At 36.9% G+C, this 15803-nt stretch carries 17 protein-coding genes; 16 read left to right on the top strand and 1 reads right to left on the bottom strand.

Annotation, left to right across the window (positions count from 1 at the left end):
- Window positions 1–65 precede the first annotated feature (65 nt).
- The 3 genes from WAZ07_RS19695 to WAZ07_RS19685 all read left to right on the top strand — a co-directional run bounded on the left by WAZ07_RS19695 (window position 66) and on the right by WAZ07_RS19685 (window position 4622).
- Window positions 66–1115, top strand: coding sequence for a M42 family metallopeptidase (locus tag WAZ07_RS19695; protein ID WP_336473792.1), 1050 nt, complete (start codon window positions 66–68; stop codon window positions 1113–1115).
- A 390-nt stretch (window positions 1116–1505) separates the two neighbouring features.
- Window positions 1506–3551 (top strand): glycoside hydrolase family 13 protein, encoded by a 2046-nt coding sequence (locus WAZ07_RS19690; RefSeq protein ID WP_336473791.1) that lies wholly within the window; start codon window positions 1506–1508, stop codon window positions 3549–3551.
- Between the two features lie 303 nt (window positions 3552–3854).
- Window positions 3855–4622, top strand: coding sequence for a hypothetical protein (locus WAZ07_RS19685; protein WP_336473790.1), 768 nt, complete (start codon window positions 3855–3857; stop codon window positions 4620–4622).
- A 371-nt stretch (window positions 4623–4993) separates the two neighbouring features.
- Here WAZ07_RS19685 and WAZ07_RS19680 read toward each other — a convergent pair whose 3' ends face one another.
- Window positions 4994–5104: a sigma 54-interacting transcriptional regulator gene (locus tag WAZ07_RS19680; protein WP_336473855.1), complete on the bottom strand. Its 111-nt coding sequence runs from the start codon at window positions 5102–5104 to the stop codon at window positions 4994–4996.
- A 310-nt stretch (window positions 5105–5414) separates the two neighbouring features.
- Between WAZ07_RS19680 and WAZ07_RS19675 the strand changes: the two genes are divergently transcribed.
- The 13 genes from WAZ07_RS19675 to WAZ07_RS19615 all read left to right on the top strand — a co-directional run bounded on the left by WAZ07_RS19675 (window position 5415) and on the right by WAZ07_RS19615 (window position 15707).
- The gene (locus WAZ07_RS19675) at window positions 5415–6419 is read left to right on the top strand and encodes a proline racemase family protein (protein ID WP_336473789.1); all 1005 of its coding nucleotides are present in this window, start codon (window positions 5415–5417) and stop codon (window positions 6417–6419) included.
- 60 nt (window positions 6420–6479) lie between these two features.
- Complete coding sequence (locus WAZ07_RS19670) at window positions 6480–7457, top strand: ornithine cyclodeaminase family protein (protein WP_336473788.1); 978 nt, start codon at window positions 6480–6482, stop codon at window positions 7455–7457.
- Window positions 7458–7874: 417 nt separating this feature from the next.
- Window positions 7875–9284 (top strand): M60 family metallopeptidase, encoded by a 1410-nt coding sequence (locus tag WAZ07_RS19665; protein WP_336473787.1) that lies wholly within the window; start codon window positions 7875–7877, stop codon window positions 9282–9284.
- A 447-nt stretch (window positions 9285–9731) separates the two neighbouring features.
- Window positions 9732–10130, top strand: coding sequence for a hypothetical protein (locus WAZ07_RS19660; RefSeq protein WP_336473786.1), 399 nt, complete (start codon window positions 9732–9734; stop codon window positions 10128–10130).
- Window positions 10131–10200: 70 nt separating this feature from the next.
- Window positions 10201–10506 carry a WXG100 family type VII secretion target gene (locus WAZ07_RS19655; protein ID WP_336473785.1) on the top strand — a complete coding sequence of 102 codons (306 nt, stop codon included), beginning with the start codon at window positions 10201–10203 and terminating at the stop codon, window positions 10504–10506.
- Between the two features lie 20 nt (window positions 10507–10526).
- A complete protein-coding gene (locus WAZ07_RS19650) occupies window positions 10527–11258 on the top strand; it encodes a DUF5081 family protein (protein ID WP_336473784.1) in 732 nt (243 codons plus the stop codon).
- Entirely contained in the window at window positions 11258–11587 is a 330-nt protein-coding gene (locus WAZ07_RS19645) for an MFS transporter (protein ID WP_336473783.1), read from the top strand. The genes WAZ07_RS19650 and WAZ07_RS19645 overlap by 1 nt, the downstream gene beginning before the upstream one ends.
- Before the next feature lie 34 nt (window positions 11588–11621).
- Window positions 11622–13244: a hypothetical protein gene (locus WAZ07_RS19640; RefSeq protein WP_336473782.1), complete on the top strand. Its 1623-nt coding sequence runs from the start codon at window positions 11622–11624 to the stop codon at window positions 13242–13244.
- A gap of 13 nt (window positions 13245–13257) precedes the next feature.
- Window positions 13258–13719: an SUKH-3 domain-containing protein gene (locus tag WAZ07_RS19635; RefSeq protein WP_336473781.1), complete on the top strand. Its 462-nt coding sequence runs from the start codon at window positions 13258–13260 to the stop codon at window positions 13717–13719.
- A gap of 318 nt (window positions 13720–14037) precedes the next feature.
- Window positions 14038–14244 carry an HNH endonuclease gene (locus WAZ07_RS19630; RefSeq protein ID WP_336473780.1) on the top strand — a complete coding sequence of 69 codons (207 nt, stop codon included), beginning with the start codon at window positions 14038–14040 and terminating at the stop codon, window positions 14242–14244.
- Window positions 14241–14729: an SMI1/KNR4 family protein gene (locus tag WAZ07_RS19625; protein ID WP_336473779.1), complete on the top strand. Its 489-nt coding sequence runs from the start codon at window positions 14241–14243 to the stop codon at window positions 14727–14729. The genes WAZ07_RS19630 and WAZ07_RS19625 overlap by 4 nt, the downstream gene beginning before the upstream one ends.
- 207 nt (window positions 14730–14936) lie before the next feature.
- Window positions 14937–15449 (top strand): hypothetical protein, encoded by a 513-nt coding sequence (locus WAZ07_RS19620; protein ID WP_336473778.1) that lies wholly within the window; start codon window positions 14937–14939, stop codon window positions 15447–15449.
- Between the two features lie 6 nt (window positions 15450–15455).
- Window positions 15456–15707 (top strand): hypothetical protein, encoded by a 252-nt coding sequence (locus tag WAZ07_RS19615; RefSeq protein ID WP_336473777.1) that lies wholly within the window; start codon window positions 15456–15458, stop codon window positions 15705–15707.
- Window positions 15708–15803 lie beyond the last annotated feature (96 nt).

Below are 15803 nucleotides of genomic sequence, written 5' to 3'. Positions count from 1 at the left end.
ATTTCTATTTCATCATTTTTCTATTATACTGAAAATTGGAAAGATAAAAGAGAGGGGAAAAACATATGGCACATAACGTAAAAGACACAATGGAGCTTATTAAACAACTCGTTTCAATCCCAAGTCCATCCGGAAATACAAACACAATTATTCGTTTCATCGAGGACTATGTAAAAGAGTGGGATGTAGAAATGAAGCGTAACAATAAAGGCGGCCTTATTATAACGGTAAAAGGGGAAGACGATACGAAACAACGTCTACTTACCGCTCATGTTGATACACTAGGCGCAATGGTAAAAGAAATTAAAGCGGACGGACGCCTGCGATTATCAATGATTGGTGGATTTCGCTGGAATGCGGTAGAAGGAGAGTATTGCGAAATCGAAACAGCGAGCGGTAAAACGTATACTGGTACAATTTTAATCCATCAAACGTCCGTACACGTGTACAAAAATGCTGGAGAAGCAAAACGTGACGAACAAAACATGGAAATTCGTATCGACGAGCGCGTATCTTCACCAGAAGAAGTACGTGAACTTGGCATCGAAGTAGGAGATTTCGTATCATTTGACCCGCGCGTTCAAATGACAGACAGCGGCTACATTAAATCTCGTCACTTAGATGACAAAGCAAGCGTAGCGATCTTACTGCAATTAATTAAAAGATTACAAGACGAAAATGTGAAACTACCATACACAACGCATTTCTTAATTTCTAATAATGAAGAAATCGGTTATGGCGGTAACTCCAATATTCCAGAAGAAACAGTAGAATACTTGGCAGTTGACATGGGAGCACTTGGCGATGGTCAAGCATCAGATGAATACACAGTATCAATCTGTGCGAAAGACTCGAGCGGTCCATATCACTATGCAATGCGCAAACATTTAGTTGAACTTGCGAAAACAAACAATATTGAATATAAAGTGGACATTTATCCATTCTACGGATCTGATGCATCAGCAGCAATCCGTGCCGGAGCAGATGTAAAGCATGGACTGATTGGTCCTGGTATTGATGCGTCTCACGCTTATGAGCGTACACATGAGACATCGATTGCGCATACGGAGGCGCTTGTTTATGCGTATGTACAATCAGAATTAGTAGAAGAATAAGGAAGAGAGAAAAGAGCTGATTCTTTGGTGGAAATCAGCTCTTTTTTGTATGAGAATAATAACGGCATATATATAAATCCATTTTCATTTTTCGACATATAAGTCGCAGCTATTGCAGAATACAACATGATTTGCTCCCCCTTGTTTTAAACCTCGCATGTGGCAGGAAAAGGCCCTGACCGCTTCTATGCACAACCAGATGCTCTCGTCCCCCCTAAAAGAAAAGTGATTTTTTAACTTTATAGTATTTTCTTTTCATATTTTAGAGAATGTCTCAAATGAAATAGACTTGAATCATCATGTTAAAAATTCGACGAAGTAATCCGTTTACTTTTGATAGATTACTAATATAATAGGAATGAAAGCACTTACATTTATGGGAGGTTTATCATGGGGAAATTAAAGAAAGATAAAAAAACGCGCTCATTTATGCAAACGATTGCTCTATCAACACTTGTTTTAGGGACATCCTTACTGTATGCGCCAGCTTCATCCTCGGCCTACGCTGCCACTAACGACAATAATGTGGAGTGGAATGGTTTATTTCACGACCAAGGTCCTGTCTATGATAGCGCGCCAGAACCGACATCTGCTCAAACTGTGACGCTGAAATTCCGGACGTTTAAAGGGGATACTACTGGTGTCAATATAAAGTACTATGATACTGCTGATGGATCGTTCCGTGTCATTCCGATGTCGTGGGTTTCCGGCGATTCTACGGGAACGTTTGATTATTGGCAAGGAACAATCCCTGCTAGTTCTTCGCGAAAATATTACCGTTTTCAGATTACTGATGGGTCTTCTTCAGTTTGGTATAATGCTAACGGTCCTTCTGCATCTGAACCGTCATCAGGCGATTTTCATATTATCCCGAATTTTAAAACGCCGGACTGGATGAAGAATGGTGTTATGTATCAGATTTTCCCTGACCGCTTTTATAACGGTGATTCCTCAAATGACGTGCAAACGGGTGCATATACTTATGACGGCACATCAACTGAGAAAAAAGCTTGGGGGAGCAGTGTCTATGCTGGTTCTGGTCATACGAACAACCTTGTGTTTTTCGGCGGTGATTTGGCGGGAGTAAATCAGAAGCTCGGTTATATTAAACAAACGCTAGGAGCTAACATTATTTACTTAAATCCAATTTTTAAATCTCCTTCTAATCATAAGTATGATACACAGGATTATATGGCTGTGGATCCTGCATTTGGAACAAACGAAACTTTGAAAGCGTTGTCATCAAGTGTTCATAGCACAGCAAATGGGGAAAAAGGATATTTAGTATTAGATGGTGTATTTAACCATACTGGAGACACTCATACATGGTTTGATAAGTACAATCAATCTTCCTCTTTAGGAGCTTTTGAGTCTCAATCTAGCCAATGGTCTAATTATTATACATTCCAGTCTTGGCCGAATACATATGCTAGCTTTTTAGGATTCAACAGTTTGCCTAAGCTAGATTATGGAGCTAGTGGGTCACCAGTAAGAAATCAAATCTATAATAATAGTGATTCCGTAGCAAAAACGTATGTAAAAGCACCGTATAATATTGATGGCTGGCGATTAGATGCACCTCAATATACAGATGCTGGCGGTGCAGATGCTGGTGGAGGAAATGGTGGTAGTTTGGTGAATCACCAAATTTGGTCTGAATTCCGAAGTGCTGTGAAGTCTGTAAACGGGAATGCAGCAATATTTGGTGAATATTGGGGAAATGCAAATTCTTGGACAAATCAAGGGAACCAATGGGACAGTGCCACAAACTTTGACGGATTTACACAACCAGTTTCTGAGTGGATCACAGGAAAAGATTTCAATAGTAATGCAGCATCCATATCTACTTCCGGGTTTGATAGTTGGTTAAGAGGTACGCGCGCTAATTATCCGACAAACGTTCAGCAAGCGATGAGCAATCATTTATCCAATCACGATATTTCGCGCTTTGGTGAACGTGCGGGCGGCGATATTTGGAAGACATATTTAGCGCTTATTTTTCAAATGACTTATATTGGTACGCCAACAATCTATTACGGAGATGAATATGGTATGATGGGCGGTGCCGACCCTGACAACCGCCGGACGTTTGACTGGTCACAAGGTACGACTTCCAATCGAGCAGTAGCTTTAACGCAAAAACTCATCAGCATCCGTAACCAATATCCGGCGCTAAGAACAGGCTCATTTATGACGCTGCAAACAGATGATGCAAATAAAATCTATTCCTATGGCCGCTTTGACAAGGAAAACAGAATTGCAGTTGTACTTAACAATGATTCTACCGGCCATAGCGTAACCGTTCCTGTATGGCAACTAAGCATGCAAAATGGAAGTGTTGTTACAGACAAACTGACTGGTAAAACGTACACAGTACAAAGCGGAACTGTTACCCTTACGGTTGATGGACATTACGGTGCAATTTTAGCGCAATAAATCGTATGACTATTTACATGGAAAGCTTTCTACCAGCTAAGCTGATTACATCCATGAACGATTAATCTCGAAATCTTAAAGTGTTTTTGAAACAAGCGAAGGCTTCCTCGATTTCAGCGAGGAAGCCTTTGTTATTTTTTGTAAATGACTTTTCCATTTTTTCAGATAGAACGTCGCTTTTGTAAATATATAAATATGCAATTTTACATATGTTACTAAATCTATCTACATCTTTAAAACTTAATGTTAAGATTATGCAGGAAGATAGCGTAATTATTTTTGAAAATAAGGAGGAATTGAGATATGTTCGTGAAAAGAAAACTACCTATACTTACGTTCTTATTATTATTATTTAGTTTAATCGTAACTGTTTTTCCTACAAATTCTGCTTATGCAGCTGAGGACGATCGTATACTTGATATATACGGTGATCCAATTACTACAAATAAAGATTACATCCTAGTAGATAAATATTTATGGGTGACAGGTATTCCTTTTGAAAAACGAGTGGCACCTGTAGGTCAAAATAGACTTGGGGTAACATATGAGAAGTTTGCGGGTTGGCATTATGTAATTCAATATAAAAATTCATCTTATTACGGTGATGCTGAAAAGCATAAGGATACAAAAGGTAATGAGTATTATGGTACACCTATCAATTTTGAAGCGCCGGCTGGAGTAGAGAGTGATGGATATATAAGAAATAATGCGCCAATTACAATGTCAATGTGGATTGGGGGACCAAATGCTGATGCAGGAGGAACAAAAAAATATGTAAATGCAGGCAATCGAGGCTGGATTTATTTTAGTGACCAATCAAAAAGCGCGTTAACAGTTAAGAAAAAAAATTCGAAGGAAATAGATTTAGTAACAGGTAAAACGGATTATCTTAGAGATAAAACGGGTAGACCTTGTGATTGGTACAGTGCAGATCCACAAAATTCTAGCTATGGAGTTGTAACAACTTTCCAACTAGAGTATTCAGAGCAACCATTTGCAAATCGAGATAAATTGTGGGGAATGGCTGCCTCTGAGGACTACGCTGGCTATGAATTAGTACCTTTACAATAAAAAATCTATTACATCTAGCAACAAAAAAGCGAAGAATAATAAATATTCTTCGCTTTTTCATGAAGTTCTAGGGATGGAAGCGATGCTATGTATGGAATAGTCTCGCTTTTGCTATTATAACAAAGTAAATGATTTATATTTTATGTAATATTGCATATATGGATTTTTAAATAATTTCGTTTTCCAACATATAAATTGCTGTTATGCAGAATACAACATGACCGCTACTTGCTTGCTCCCTTTATTTTAAACTCCGCACATGGAAGGAGAAGGCCCTCACCGCTTTAATGCATCATGTCCTCCCCTAAAAAGAAAGTGGTTTTATGTCGTTTTTCAAGATATATACATGTAGTTTCTACTTATACTCTTCGCTACTTGGTACAATCCCATACCTCATCTAGAAATAAAGTTCCGCCGTCTACTAGTTCGATTTTTCCTGGTTTGTCTCCTTTTGCAACTCCTGTATAGGCTCCCGATAATATCTTCTTTCTTTATGTTATACATTTTTTCTGATTCTTTATTCAAATACAGAATTTCGCTATTTGTATTTACAATTGAAATAGTCTCCTCTACAGAAGAGAGCAGCGTATGGTTTCATTCCTATCACCTCTTTTATCGTTTTGTGTAAAAGAAAGTAGACACTGGTAAACAAATTTGTCGCTAAAAGGATACACTTTTTTGAAAAAGTGTAAAAAAATTTAAATGAATATGAATTGTCTTGTGCGTTTTATGAGTTGGCACGGTACTTGCTAATAAAAAGTATAGAGAATACAAATAACGGGGGGACAAGAAATGAATATTAGTAAAACGTACACAACAATTGATGCACATGTAGCGGGGGAGCCGCTTCGTATTATTACAGGCGGAGTACCAAGGATTGAAGGGAAAACGCAATTAGAAAGACGCGCTTATTGCATGGAGCACTTAGACCATCTTCGCGAAGTTTTGATGTATGAACCGAGAGGACATCACGGTATGTATGGTTGTATCATCACGCCGCCGGCAAGTCCGCATGCTGATTTTGGAGTATTGTTTATGCATAATGAAGGCTGGAGTACAATGTGCGGCCATGGAATTGTCGCTGTAATTACAGTAGGAATTGAAACGGGCATGTTCGAAGTGACAGGTGAAAAGCAAAGATTCATTATTGATAGTCCTGCAGGAGAAGTGATCGCGTATGCAAAATATAATGGAAATCAAGTGGAATCTGTGTCATTTGAAAATGTACCTTCTTTTGTTTACAAGAAAGGTGTTCCAGTAAAAATTGATGACTATGAATTTCAAGTAGATATCGCTTTTGGAGGAGCTTTTTATGCAGTTGTCGACAGTAAAGAATTTGGTTTAAAAGTGAATTTTAAAGATTTAGCTGCTATTCAAACGTGGGGCGGGAAAATTAAACATTACATTGAAAGTCAGATGGAAGTAAAACATCCTCTCGAAGAAGGCTTAAAAGGCATATACGGCGTGATCTTTTCTGATGAATCAAACGGAACAGATGCGACGTTACGAAATGTGACCATTTTTGCTGATGGGCAAGTAGACCGTTCTCCTTGCGGCACAGGTACGTCAGCGAGACTAGCAACTCTTGTTGAAGATGGAGTATTGCAAGAAGGCGGAAGTTTCATCCATGAATGCATTACTGATGGACAATTTGCCGGAGAAGTATTGTCATTAACGAAAGTAGGCGAATATGACGCGGTAATTCCAAAAGTTACTGGTCAGGCGTTTATTACAGGATTCCACCAATTTTTAATCGATCCAAGAGATCCGTTAAAACAAGGGTTTTTATTAGCATAATGTTTCGAGAAAAAAGGAGGCTATATTGGCAACAAAAGACTTAGGAAAGGACAAGATCATATGTTAGTCATAAATGCAGCTGAACAAAGAAGTTTAGTAGATATGAAGGAAGTAATTGAATATGCGGCGATTGCTTTACAAGAATTTTCGGCAGAAAGAACAATCACTCCGATTCGCTACTCGCTGCCATTTGCGAATTCACAAAATACCGCATTAATGATGCCTTCCGTAGCGGAAGAACTAGGAGCACTTGGAGTAAAAGTAGTAACGGTAGCACCGAATAATCCGAAAATAGGAAAGAAAACAATTAACGGGGTTGTGATGCTGTCTGATTTTCAAACAGGAGAACCGCTCGCTCTTTTAGAAGGTTCATATTTAACAATGGTTCGAACAGGTGCTTTATCAGGCGCTGCAACGAAATACTTAGCTCGTCAAAATGCGAAAAACTTATGCATTATCGGTACAGGGGAACAAGCGAAAGGACTTGTCCAGGCTATGCTTACTGTACGGGACATTGAAAATATCATGCTTTATAATCGGACAGAACAAAAAGCTGCCGAGTTTGCCGAGTATATTCAGGAGAATTTTCATAAACCTGCTTTTGTATACTCCGATGCAAATGAAGCAGTACGCGAGGCAGATATTGTTGTCACGACAACGAACTCGTTAACACCAGTTTTTTCAGAAACATTAAAACCCGGTGTTCACGTAAATGCTGTTGGTTCATTTAGACCAGCGATGCAAGAACTTCCTTCACACGTCATTTCATCAGCTGACAAAGTAGTAGTCGAATCAAAAGAAGCAGCACTAGAAGAAACCGGTGATCTGCAAGTTCCAGTGCAAGAAGGAGTTTTCAAAGAAAGCGATATTCACGCAGAACTTGGACAAATCATAAGCGGAGAAAGAACAGGCCGGGAAAGCGATCAAGAAATTACCGTCTTTAAATCGGTCGGGCTTGCTGTTGTGGATATTGTCGTGGCGAAATATTTTTATGAGAAAGCTGTTAAAAATGGGATGGGAACTCGAATTCAGTTGTGATTGCTTTTCTTATTGCGCGGCGAAATTTGTCGGAAGGTCGATATCCTGTGTCGAAACGTCGATATATGTTAAAAATCGCCGATATATTTGAAAGAACGGTCGATATCGTATGATTGATAAAGATAGGGTATGAGAATGTGAATAAACATGATAAAAAAGGACTGCTTACGGAGCAGTCCTTTTCCTGATTCGCTTGATTGGCGGGGCGGAATTTCGCATGTGGTAATCTCTTTAGAAGCGATATTTTCAATATATAAATATGAAATTATGCATATTTATATATTATATAATGGTATGTAGGTATAATTTTTACGTGTATGAAATAAGAGAGAAGGAATAAGTAAGTTTAAGAAGTTGCTATAGTTATTGTCTTAGTGAGAAAATCGACGTTTTGTATAAACGTTAGAACGGATTGGAATGAAAGGATTGATTTATTTGAATAGGGGAAAGAATCGTAAATCACAAAAACCAATGAAAGTATTGATGACATCTGCTGTTTTGACAACGACATTATTTACATCTATCAATGTAAATAGTTTGAATGTTCATGCTGAAACTACGCAAACCCAGACGCAATATGAAGAGAAGAAGTTTGAACTTCCAAGTACAGGACATTATATGGGTGAAGCAGCAAGAGAAAGAAGAAGCGAGCAAAGAAACTATACGCCAACAGGAATCTATGTAAAACCGAATGAACAAGTTACAATTGAAGTATCGGGATTATCAGGACTAGATAAGCTTGGAGCAACGATTGGGACAAATGAATATGATAAAGAAGGTGGAAAAGTATTTCGTCTTTCTTCTGGTTCTAACACAATCTCTTCTCCAAACGGTGGTTTATTGGGATTTGATAACTGTGAAGGAAAAGGAACAGTTAAGGTGAAAGTAACACAAGGCGGGAGCCCTGTTCCATTCTTTGAATTAGGGAAGCATACGAAACAAGACTGGATTGCGATGATGGAAAAGTATCCAGATGCACCCGCTGTACAATTGAAATCAAAACGAGCGGTACTTACTGTTACTCGTGATAGTGCGAAAAAATATATTGTGGATCAAGATCCTGTTCCTTTATTAAAAAAATATGATGACATGATTCTAGTACAAGATAAATTATCAGGGCTATCTGAAACAAGTTCTAATCCGTTACATCGCTCAACTCGCCGCCTTTGGAATTTCGTGGAAAACCCTAATAATCCACCTGGCATGTACATGTATGCAGGTCGGGATGGAGTCGTATTTACTACTGCTTATGACGCAATTAAAAGTGCTTTAGATGTAAATGAATTTGGATGGGGACAAATGCATGAAGCAGGGCATACAAGACAACAATACCCTTGGACGTGGGATGGAGTAGTTGAAGTCAATGTTAATATATACTCTTTAGCTGCACAAAAACAATTATTCCCAGGTCAACCAACACGTTTAGAAAAAGAAGGGGATTATGACAGAGCCTTTCAATACTTAAAACAAACAGATAAAGAATATGAAAAGATTAATGACCCATTTGTGAAAGTCGCTATGTTTTGGCAACTTCATTTAGCATATGGTGAAGATTTCTATCCAAATCTTCACAAACTATATCGAGAGTTACCAAAAGACAAACTTCCAGAAACGAATGAAGATAAAATACAAGCATTTATTTACAATACATCAAAAGTAGCGAGACAAAATGTACTTCCATTTTTTGATCAATGGGGACTAAAAGCATCACCAGAAACGAGAAAAAAAGTAGAAGCTTTAAACTATCCAACATTAACTGCCCCTATATGGGAAGCGACAGATGCGAAACCTGTTAAACCAACAGCCGCGTATGGTCAAAGAAAATAATGAAGGCGAGTACGTGGTCCAGCTCGTAATGTAATCGATAAAAAGTGAACGATTACAACGTGGCATGTCTCTTAAGACAAGATTGGTCAGAAAAGAAGCTGCTGAAATCAAAAAGAAGATAACTTCCTATTTATATAGTAGGGAGTTATCTTCTTTTTTACTCAACTACCTGTAAAAAACGGATTGGTTGGACTAATTATCAGTAGGTATGAAGAAGCCCTTACTAATTAAAGTTTCACATTATTTTGTAACTCGAAAGAAGAGAGGAGAAATAGTGAAGCATTTCATCTTAATAAATAGTGAAACAGCTGCTAGTTTTTGATAAAATATCGATATAAAAAAGATTCCTTATATGGGGAAATTTTCAAATGTAATTCTAAAATAGAATGATAGGGAATTATCGGGAAAATATCTTCTTTTTTTGCAGGAAATAAAGGGGGAACAAATATGGCAGAGAACTTCATAGATTCCGTCGGTAACTTACTTCATATCGGGTATACGGATAGTGAAAGAAAGCGTGATAATTACGATAAATTGTACGAATATTTAAAGGGTAAAGAAAGTGAGTTAAAAAAAGTAATGCACGATGTTGGATCTGCAAAGACAGCTTATGAGGGAACGGGTCAAGAATTACCACAAGATAAAATACCATCCCGTGAGTTTGTGGGAAAACGACGAGAAAAGGATTCAGAACTAGCTGAGCTGATACGTTACTTCGAAAAAACATTAGATGATGTTACATCTGCGAAAGATAAGGCGTATCACAAATGGGCGGAATATAAAGCGAAAGCAGATGCGGAAGATAGAGAGACAGCTGAAGCGTTAAAGAAACTTTTGGGAGGCTGAAAAGTATAAATAATCGGCAAAGCGATGTGAATATAAGGAAATGTATTGAAGGAAATGGGGGAATAAGAACATGCGTAGTCAAGACGTTGAGATTCATGGAAGTGAAATATCAAGTGCCATCTCTTATGCAGAGCAAATTGAAAAGGGTGTGAAAGATTCGCTCGAGCAGGCTAAAGCTTTACAATCATATGTGACAGGTACTCGTTGGAGCGGGAAAACAAACGATGCTTTTTTATGCTATTTAGATGTGCTCATTCAGTATAATGCTAAAGTTGCAACTGTGCTTGAAGGACAAACAAAAGCCTTGAAAGAGCTGGATGAGAGCATTCAATCATTTGCAAATAGAATTGAAGTGGAAAAGATAAAAAGATTGTAATAGAAAGGAGGTAAAAACGGATGGGAAAAGATACGTGGAGCTTTACACCTGCTGAACTGTACATATTAGCTGGTGCAGCTGGAGTTACATACATATTCGGCCTACAAGAGCGTGGAATTCTTACTTTAACTGATGAAGGATGTGTAACGAAGGCGACAGTGAAGTTGAAAGAGAAAGGGCTTATTACGGAGAATAATGGACTGACACCAGCGGCTTTTCAGTTGATTGAATTACTGAAGGCATATCAAGAAAGCCAAGAATATACGCGAATTAATAATCTATTAATTGGATTTTTACCACAAGATAAAGATAGAGTCGCTGTCTTAACAGAACGAAAACAAAATGAAGAATATGAAATTCATTACATAGCGAAGCGAGATGTATATTTTTCATTATTAGAACGGATTCCGTTTTTAATGCGAGAACCAAGAGAAATCGAAGATACTTTTTTTACAAAGAAAATGACAGAAAAGGAGCAGCGAACATTCGAGGAAATGGATTTATCTGAAAAAGATCTATTAGCTATTGAAACGTTTTCTCGCCCGCGAAATCGAAGAGCAGGAGATAGCGGGAAATGGGAATGCTTCTTGTACTTTACAGAGGGGGAAGACTTTATTCAAATTGAAGTAGACCGTAAGCGTTATGAATGGGCTAGTCTGTATGCGGTGAATAAGAAGTTATATGATGTTTTAAAAATGCCGTATAAGAAAATAAGCGATCCAAGACAATTCTCGTTAGGAGGAATCCATTAATGCAAGTACCAATGGGAGATGGCAGTGCAAGTAGTAGTTCAGAAATTGTAATGAATTACGATGAGATAGAAGAGATTATAAGACGTTTTCAAAGTATATATAACATTTATACAGGTGTTATAGCGACAAATGCGAAAAGTCTAGCAGAATGTAAATTCTATCTTGAAGGAGAAGCGATGAGAGTCATAGACATATATCCCCAAATATTAAATAAAATATTGGAGCTATCAGACCATTATAACCGAGCGGCATCCATTGTAGAGCTGGTTCGCGAAGAAATGAGAAAACAGGATGAAGAATTACATAATAAACTACAACCTCAAGGGTAACTTTACCTGATACAGGAATAGGGGATGGAGAAAAATGGATGTTAGTTATAAGGTAAGGGCTTGGCAAGATATGAAAGACGGAATGAACAAGCTCACAAAAGATACGTTTGTAAACTTACGCCAAGCTAATAATCTTGTAAAAGATATACAGGAAAGGATACAAGATCTAGATTCAGATCGAAGTATTTATTTTCATCATAAAGATCAGCTTGAAACAATCGGTAAACTACATAATGCCTATACAGATCTAGACAGCTACTGTGATCAGGCAGGGCAAGCTGTCTATGAACATATCGACAAACCATTTGTGGAAACAATGGATCGCTTTGCACAAGAAATGAGAGATATATCAATTAAAAATTTTGAGACTACAAACCGAATTGGTTCTACAACGACAACTATAGTGGATTCACGTAGCTATGGTGGCACACCGCAAACCATCACAACAACAAAACCGAAAATAACAGTGGATGATATTTTCAGAGACTCAGAGGCATTTAATGAGGTTCTTCGTGCGGAGTATGAAGAATGGAAAAGACGAGATCCAAACATGAATCTAGACTATGAAGAGTACAGAAGACGAGTTCCCTCGACGCGAGGATTTGAATACAGATCAATAGAGGATGAGCAAAAACAGCTAGAGGCATTTCGTGACTTTGGATTAGGAGTTCTAACAGTTGGAGCAACGTTCATTTGTCCACCATTAGGGGTTGCAGCATCACTGATATTTGGGGGGCTCCAAGTAAAAAGTGCCTCTGACGGAGAAGATTGGGGAACACATCGGAAATTAAGTGAAGGGGAACGGACGGAACGATATGTTTCTGGTGCCCTCGAGTTTATCACGAGTGGTGTAGGAATTGTAAAAGGATTCCAAAATATTGGATCATTAGGAAGATCGTCAGAGGGAGCAATGGGCTTTAACCCAAATGAAGGGAAAAATGTGGTACAATCGTTGGGAGATAATAATACTTTAAAAAATGCACTAAATACAGTGGGAAATACGCCAATTCCAGTAAGAGTTAAGTGGGCAGATACTGGAATAGAAGGAGTAAAGCTTCCTTATTCAGAATACTCAACAGTTGGAGAAATTGCTGGGAGATTTGCAAAGACTGATGAGATTAAGGGGATTGAGGCTTCGCTTGCGGAGAGGATAGGGAATGTTGGCTCAGGTAAGGGAGTAAGTAATGCTGATATCATATCTAAGTCATTAAATGACTCTAAAACTGCATTAGCAGAACACGTTGAATATATTAAAAATGGAGGAATTGTAAAACCAACAGGAGGAAAATTTGCACCATCAAAAGTAAGTGCAATTGTAGATACAAAAACAGGGAAAATATATTATGGATATTCTGGTAAAACAGGGTTTAATCCAAGTAGGACTGAAGTGTTACATGAAGATTTACAAAAACTTATTGAAAGAACAAAAGATTTAGCAAAAAAAGATATAAATAATCCGTATGTAGAAAAAGGTAGCTTTGAAAAATGGGATGTTGACAATTGCGCAGAAATTCAGGCTGTAAATCAAGCACTTAATGATGGGGCTAAAATTGAAGATATGTTTGTTAGAACTGTAAATTTTAAAACGGGAGAATTTGCAGATTTTTGTAAGAACTGTAAGGTTACATTTAGTGAATTTATGAAGGCGGCAGAATAAGGAGAGTGGTTTTATGCAATTATCAGATATTACAATAGAAAGACTAACAAATGCAGGATGGTATGAAGATAGAAAGATTGATATACACGATATAAAAGATTTATTTAAGGAAAGGGGAATTGGTTTATTTGAAACTGCGGAAAAGTTTTTAACTGAATTTGGAATGTTGGAAATTACTTTTCAAGATCCTAATCCAGCATTTGATATGAAAGAGTATATTCATTTTAATCCTAAGCTGTCAGTTGGAGATTGTTTAGATGGTGAATATTTTCAGGATTTAGAAGAAGAATATAATGATGAAATTGGAGAAAAACTAATTCCAGTAGGAGAAACAGATAGAGGTAATTTAATTTTATTAATTACACCGAGCGAAAAATATTATGGATATACTGATGGATGCTTAGTTAAATTTGGAGATAATACTGAAGAGATGCTCGAGTGTTTATGTATCCCTAAGGTACCTAAAATATTTTAATAATGATATATAATAAGAATTATTAATTTAAACTTGCTATAAATATATAAATAAATTAGCTGCATTTTTATATGACCTATAAAAACAAATAGACAAGAATTCGTAATAAGGGATTTCTATTACGAATTCTTATTATATAATTATTGATAATGCAGTGGGTTATAACTATAAGAAAAAATAAATTTATATTATAACTATAAAAAGAGGTGATGTTTTAAATGAAGAACATTACCTCTTTTTCTCATATAAAGAAATTGAAGGAAGTAATAACAATGTGTCAAAGGATTGAAGATTAGGATGGTAAGGGTCATAAGATAATTGAAAGCAGCAATAAATAAAGGAGAGATACCGAGAGATATTTTTACACCTAAACAATTAAAGATGATAGAGTTGGAATTGCCACGAATCTTAGATTTAACATGGTATCATCATCAGGTGCCAGGAAAAATGCAGTTAGTAGTGTCTAAGACACATAAGGTAAGTCACTTAGGTGGCAATAAATTATGGGGAGATGATATTAGGTGAGTAAAGTAGAGTGGCAATTTGCAGATGAAGCTGTAAGTGAAGATTTTGTAAAAAAAATTGGTAATGACATAGGTGTCAAATTTCCAAAGGATTATATAAAATGTGTAGCTATAAATAATGGTGCTAATGTTGAACCAGAATTATTTAATGTGAATAATCGTGAAAGAGTATTTGGAACTTTGTTATCTTTTGATGAAAATGGTGACGAGTATATAGTTGATGTATATAATGACTACAGCGATACATTACCTAAAGAATTGATTCCGTTTGCTTTTGATCCAGCAGGAAATTTAATTTGCTTTGATTATAAAAACCATGAAGAAGATCCCATTGTTGTCTTTTGGGAACATGAAGATGCATGGGAAAAAGAAGCACTGATGGAAAGTGAAGGGATTACAGCGGAAGAAGCAGAGGAAGTAGCAAGAGAGAATGTATTTTATGTAGCAAGTACTTTCACTGAGTTTTTAAACAAATTACATGATTAATAGATAGTAAAAATAAAAGGGCTGTTCCATAAGTTGGTTTTACTCGCTTATGGAACAGCCCTTTTTGTTTTAGAAGAAAATGATTTGTTTAACTGATATTTTAAATAAAAGATTCGTATAAGTAAGCTGATAGTTAGTTTATTTAAAACTGGTCAGCTTAAAGATAGAAAACTTGGAAATGACAAGATGTATTAGCTTGGTAAAAGAATGCCGCAAAACATAGATAATATGACAGCCAAAACCAAGAGATTTGAAATCAATGAACATGGTGTAATAACAATTAAGCAGGGTGGTACAGATTTCCATGGCTGGGTTGATAAGCATCATATAGAGAGTAAAAAGATTATAGATGATAAAATTGAGGGTGTAGAGGCTTCGCTTGCTAAGGGGACGGGTAATTCTATACAATGTGCTGAAACTGGTGGAAGAAATATATCCCCAGAGCAGTTCTTCAAGGAAGAAGCTATTGCAGAAGAGGTAAATGGAAAATTTAGGGATTTAGGAACGGAAGATGTGAATGCTATCGCTAAAAATACGGGCTTTTCTGTTGCTAGAATACAAAGGATTAAAGATCATGTTTTTAATAACTCCCATATAAAGGATCACGAAATTTTCGAATCAAAATTTGAGGGGATATTCCAGACTAATTATAGAACAGCTCATGACAAAACAATAGAATCTGGAAGGCCTTGGAATTGGGAGGAAAACTATGAGGAGTGAAGATTCATGGCAGTTTTTGTTTTAATGTTGAAGGAGTTTGAGGATGAAGAGAGGGTAGTATATCAATATGGACCGAATGAAGATTTAATGGGACGAATTGAATATGATAAAAAAAATGGAGTTATCAACCAGCTATCGCAAATTGATTCACAAGAGTTCGCTGATGAATTCTTTTTTAAGAGAGCAGGAAGACGACTTTCGAGAATGATTATTAAAGAGAATCAAAATTTTGTTGATCGAACAACTATTGAACCTTGATAGCTTGCTTATGATTTTATAAATTTTTTATTAGATATAGGTATGCAAGAAATATAGCACAATATAAGAACCTTGATTGGCTTTTGCCTTTCAAGG

The sequence above is a fragment of the Bacillus bruguierae genome, assembly GCF_037104725.1.
Lineage (GTDB): Bacteria > Bacillota > Bacilli > Bacillales > Bacillaceae_G > Bacillus_A > Bacillus_A bruguierae.
The sequence above is the reverse complement of the archived record's forward strand: the minus strand, read 5'-3'. Positions and strand labels throughout refer to the sequence as shown.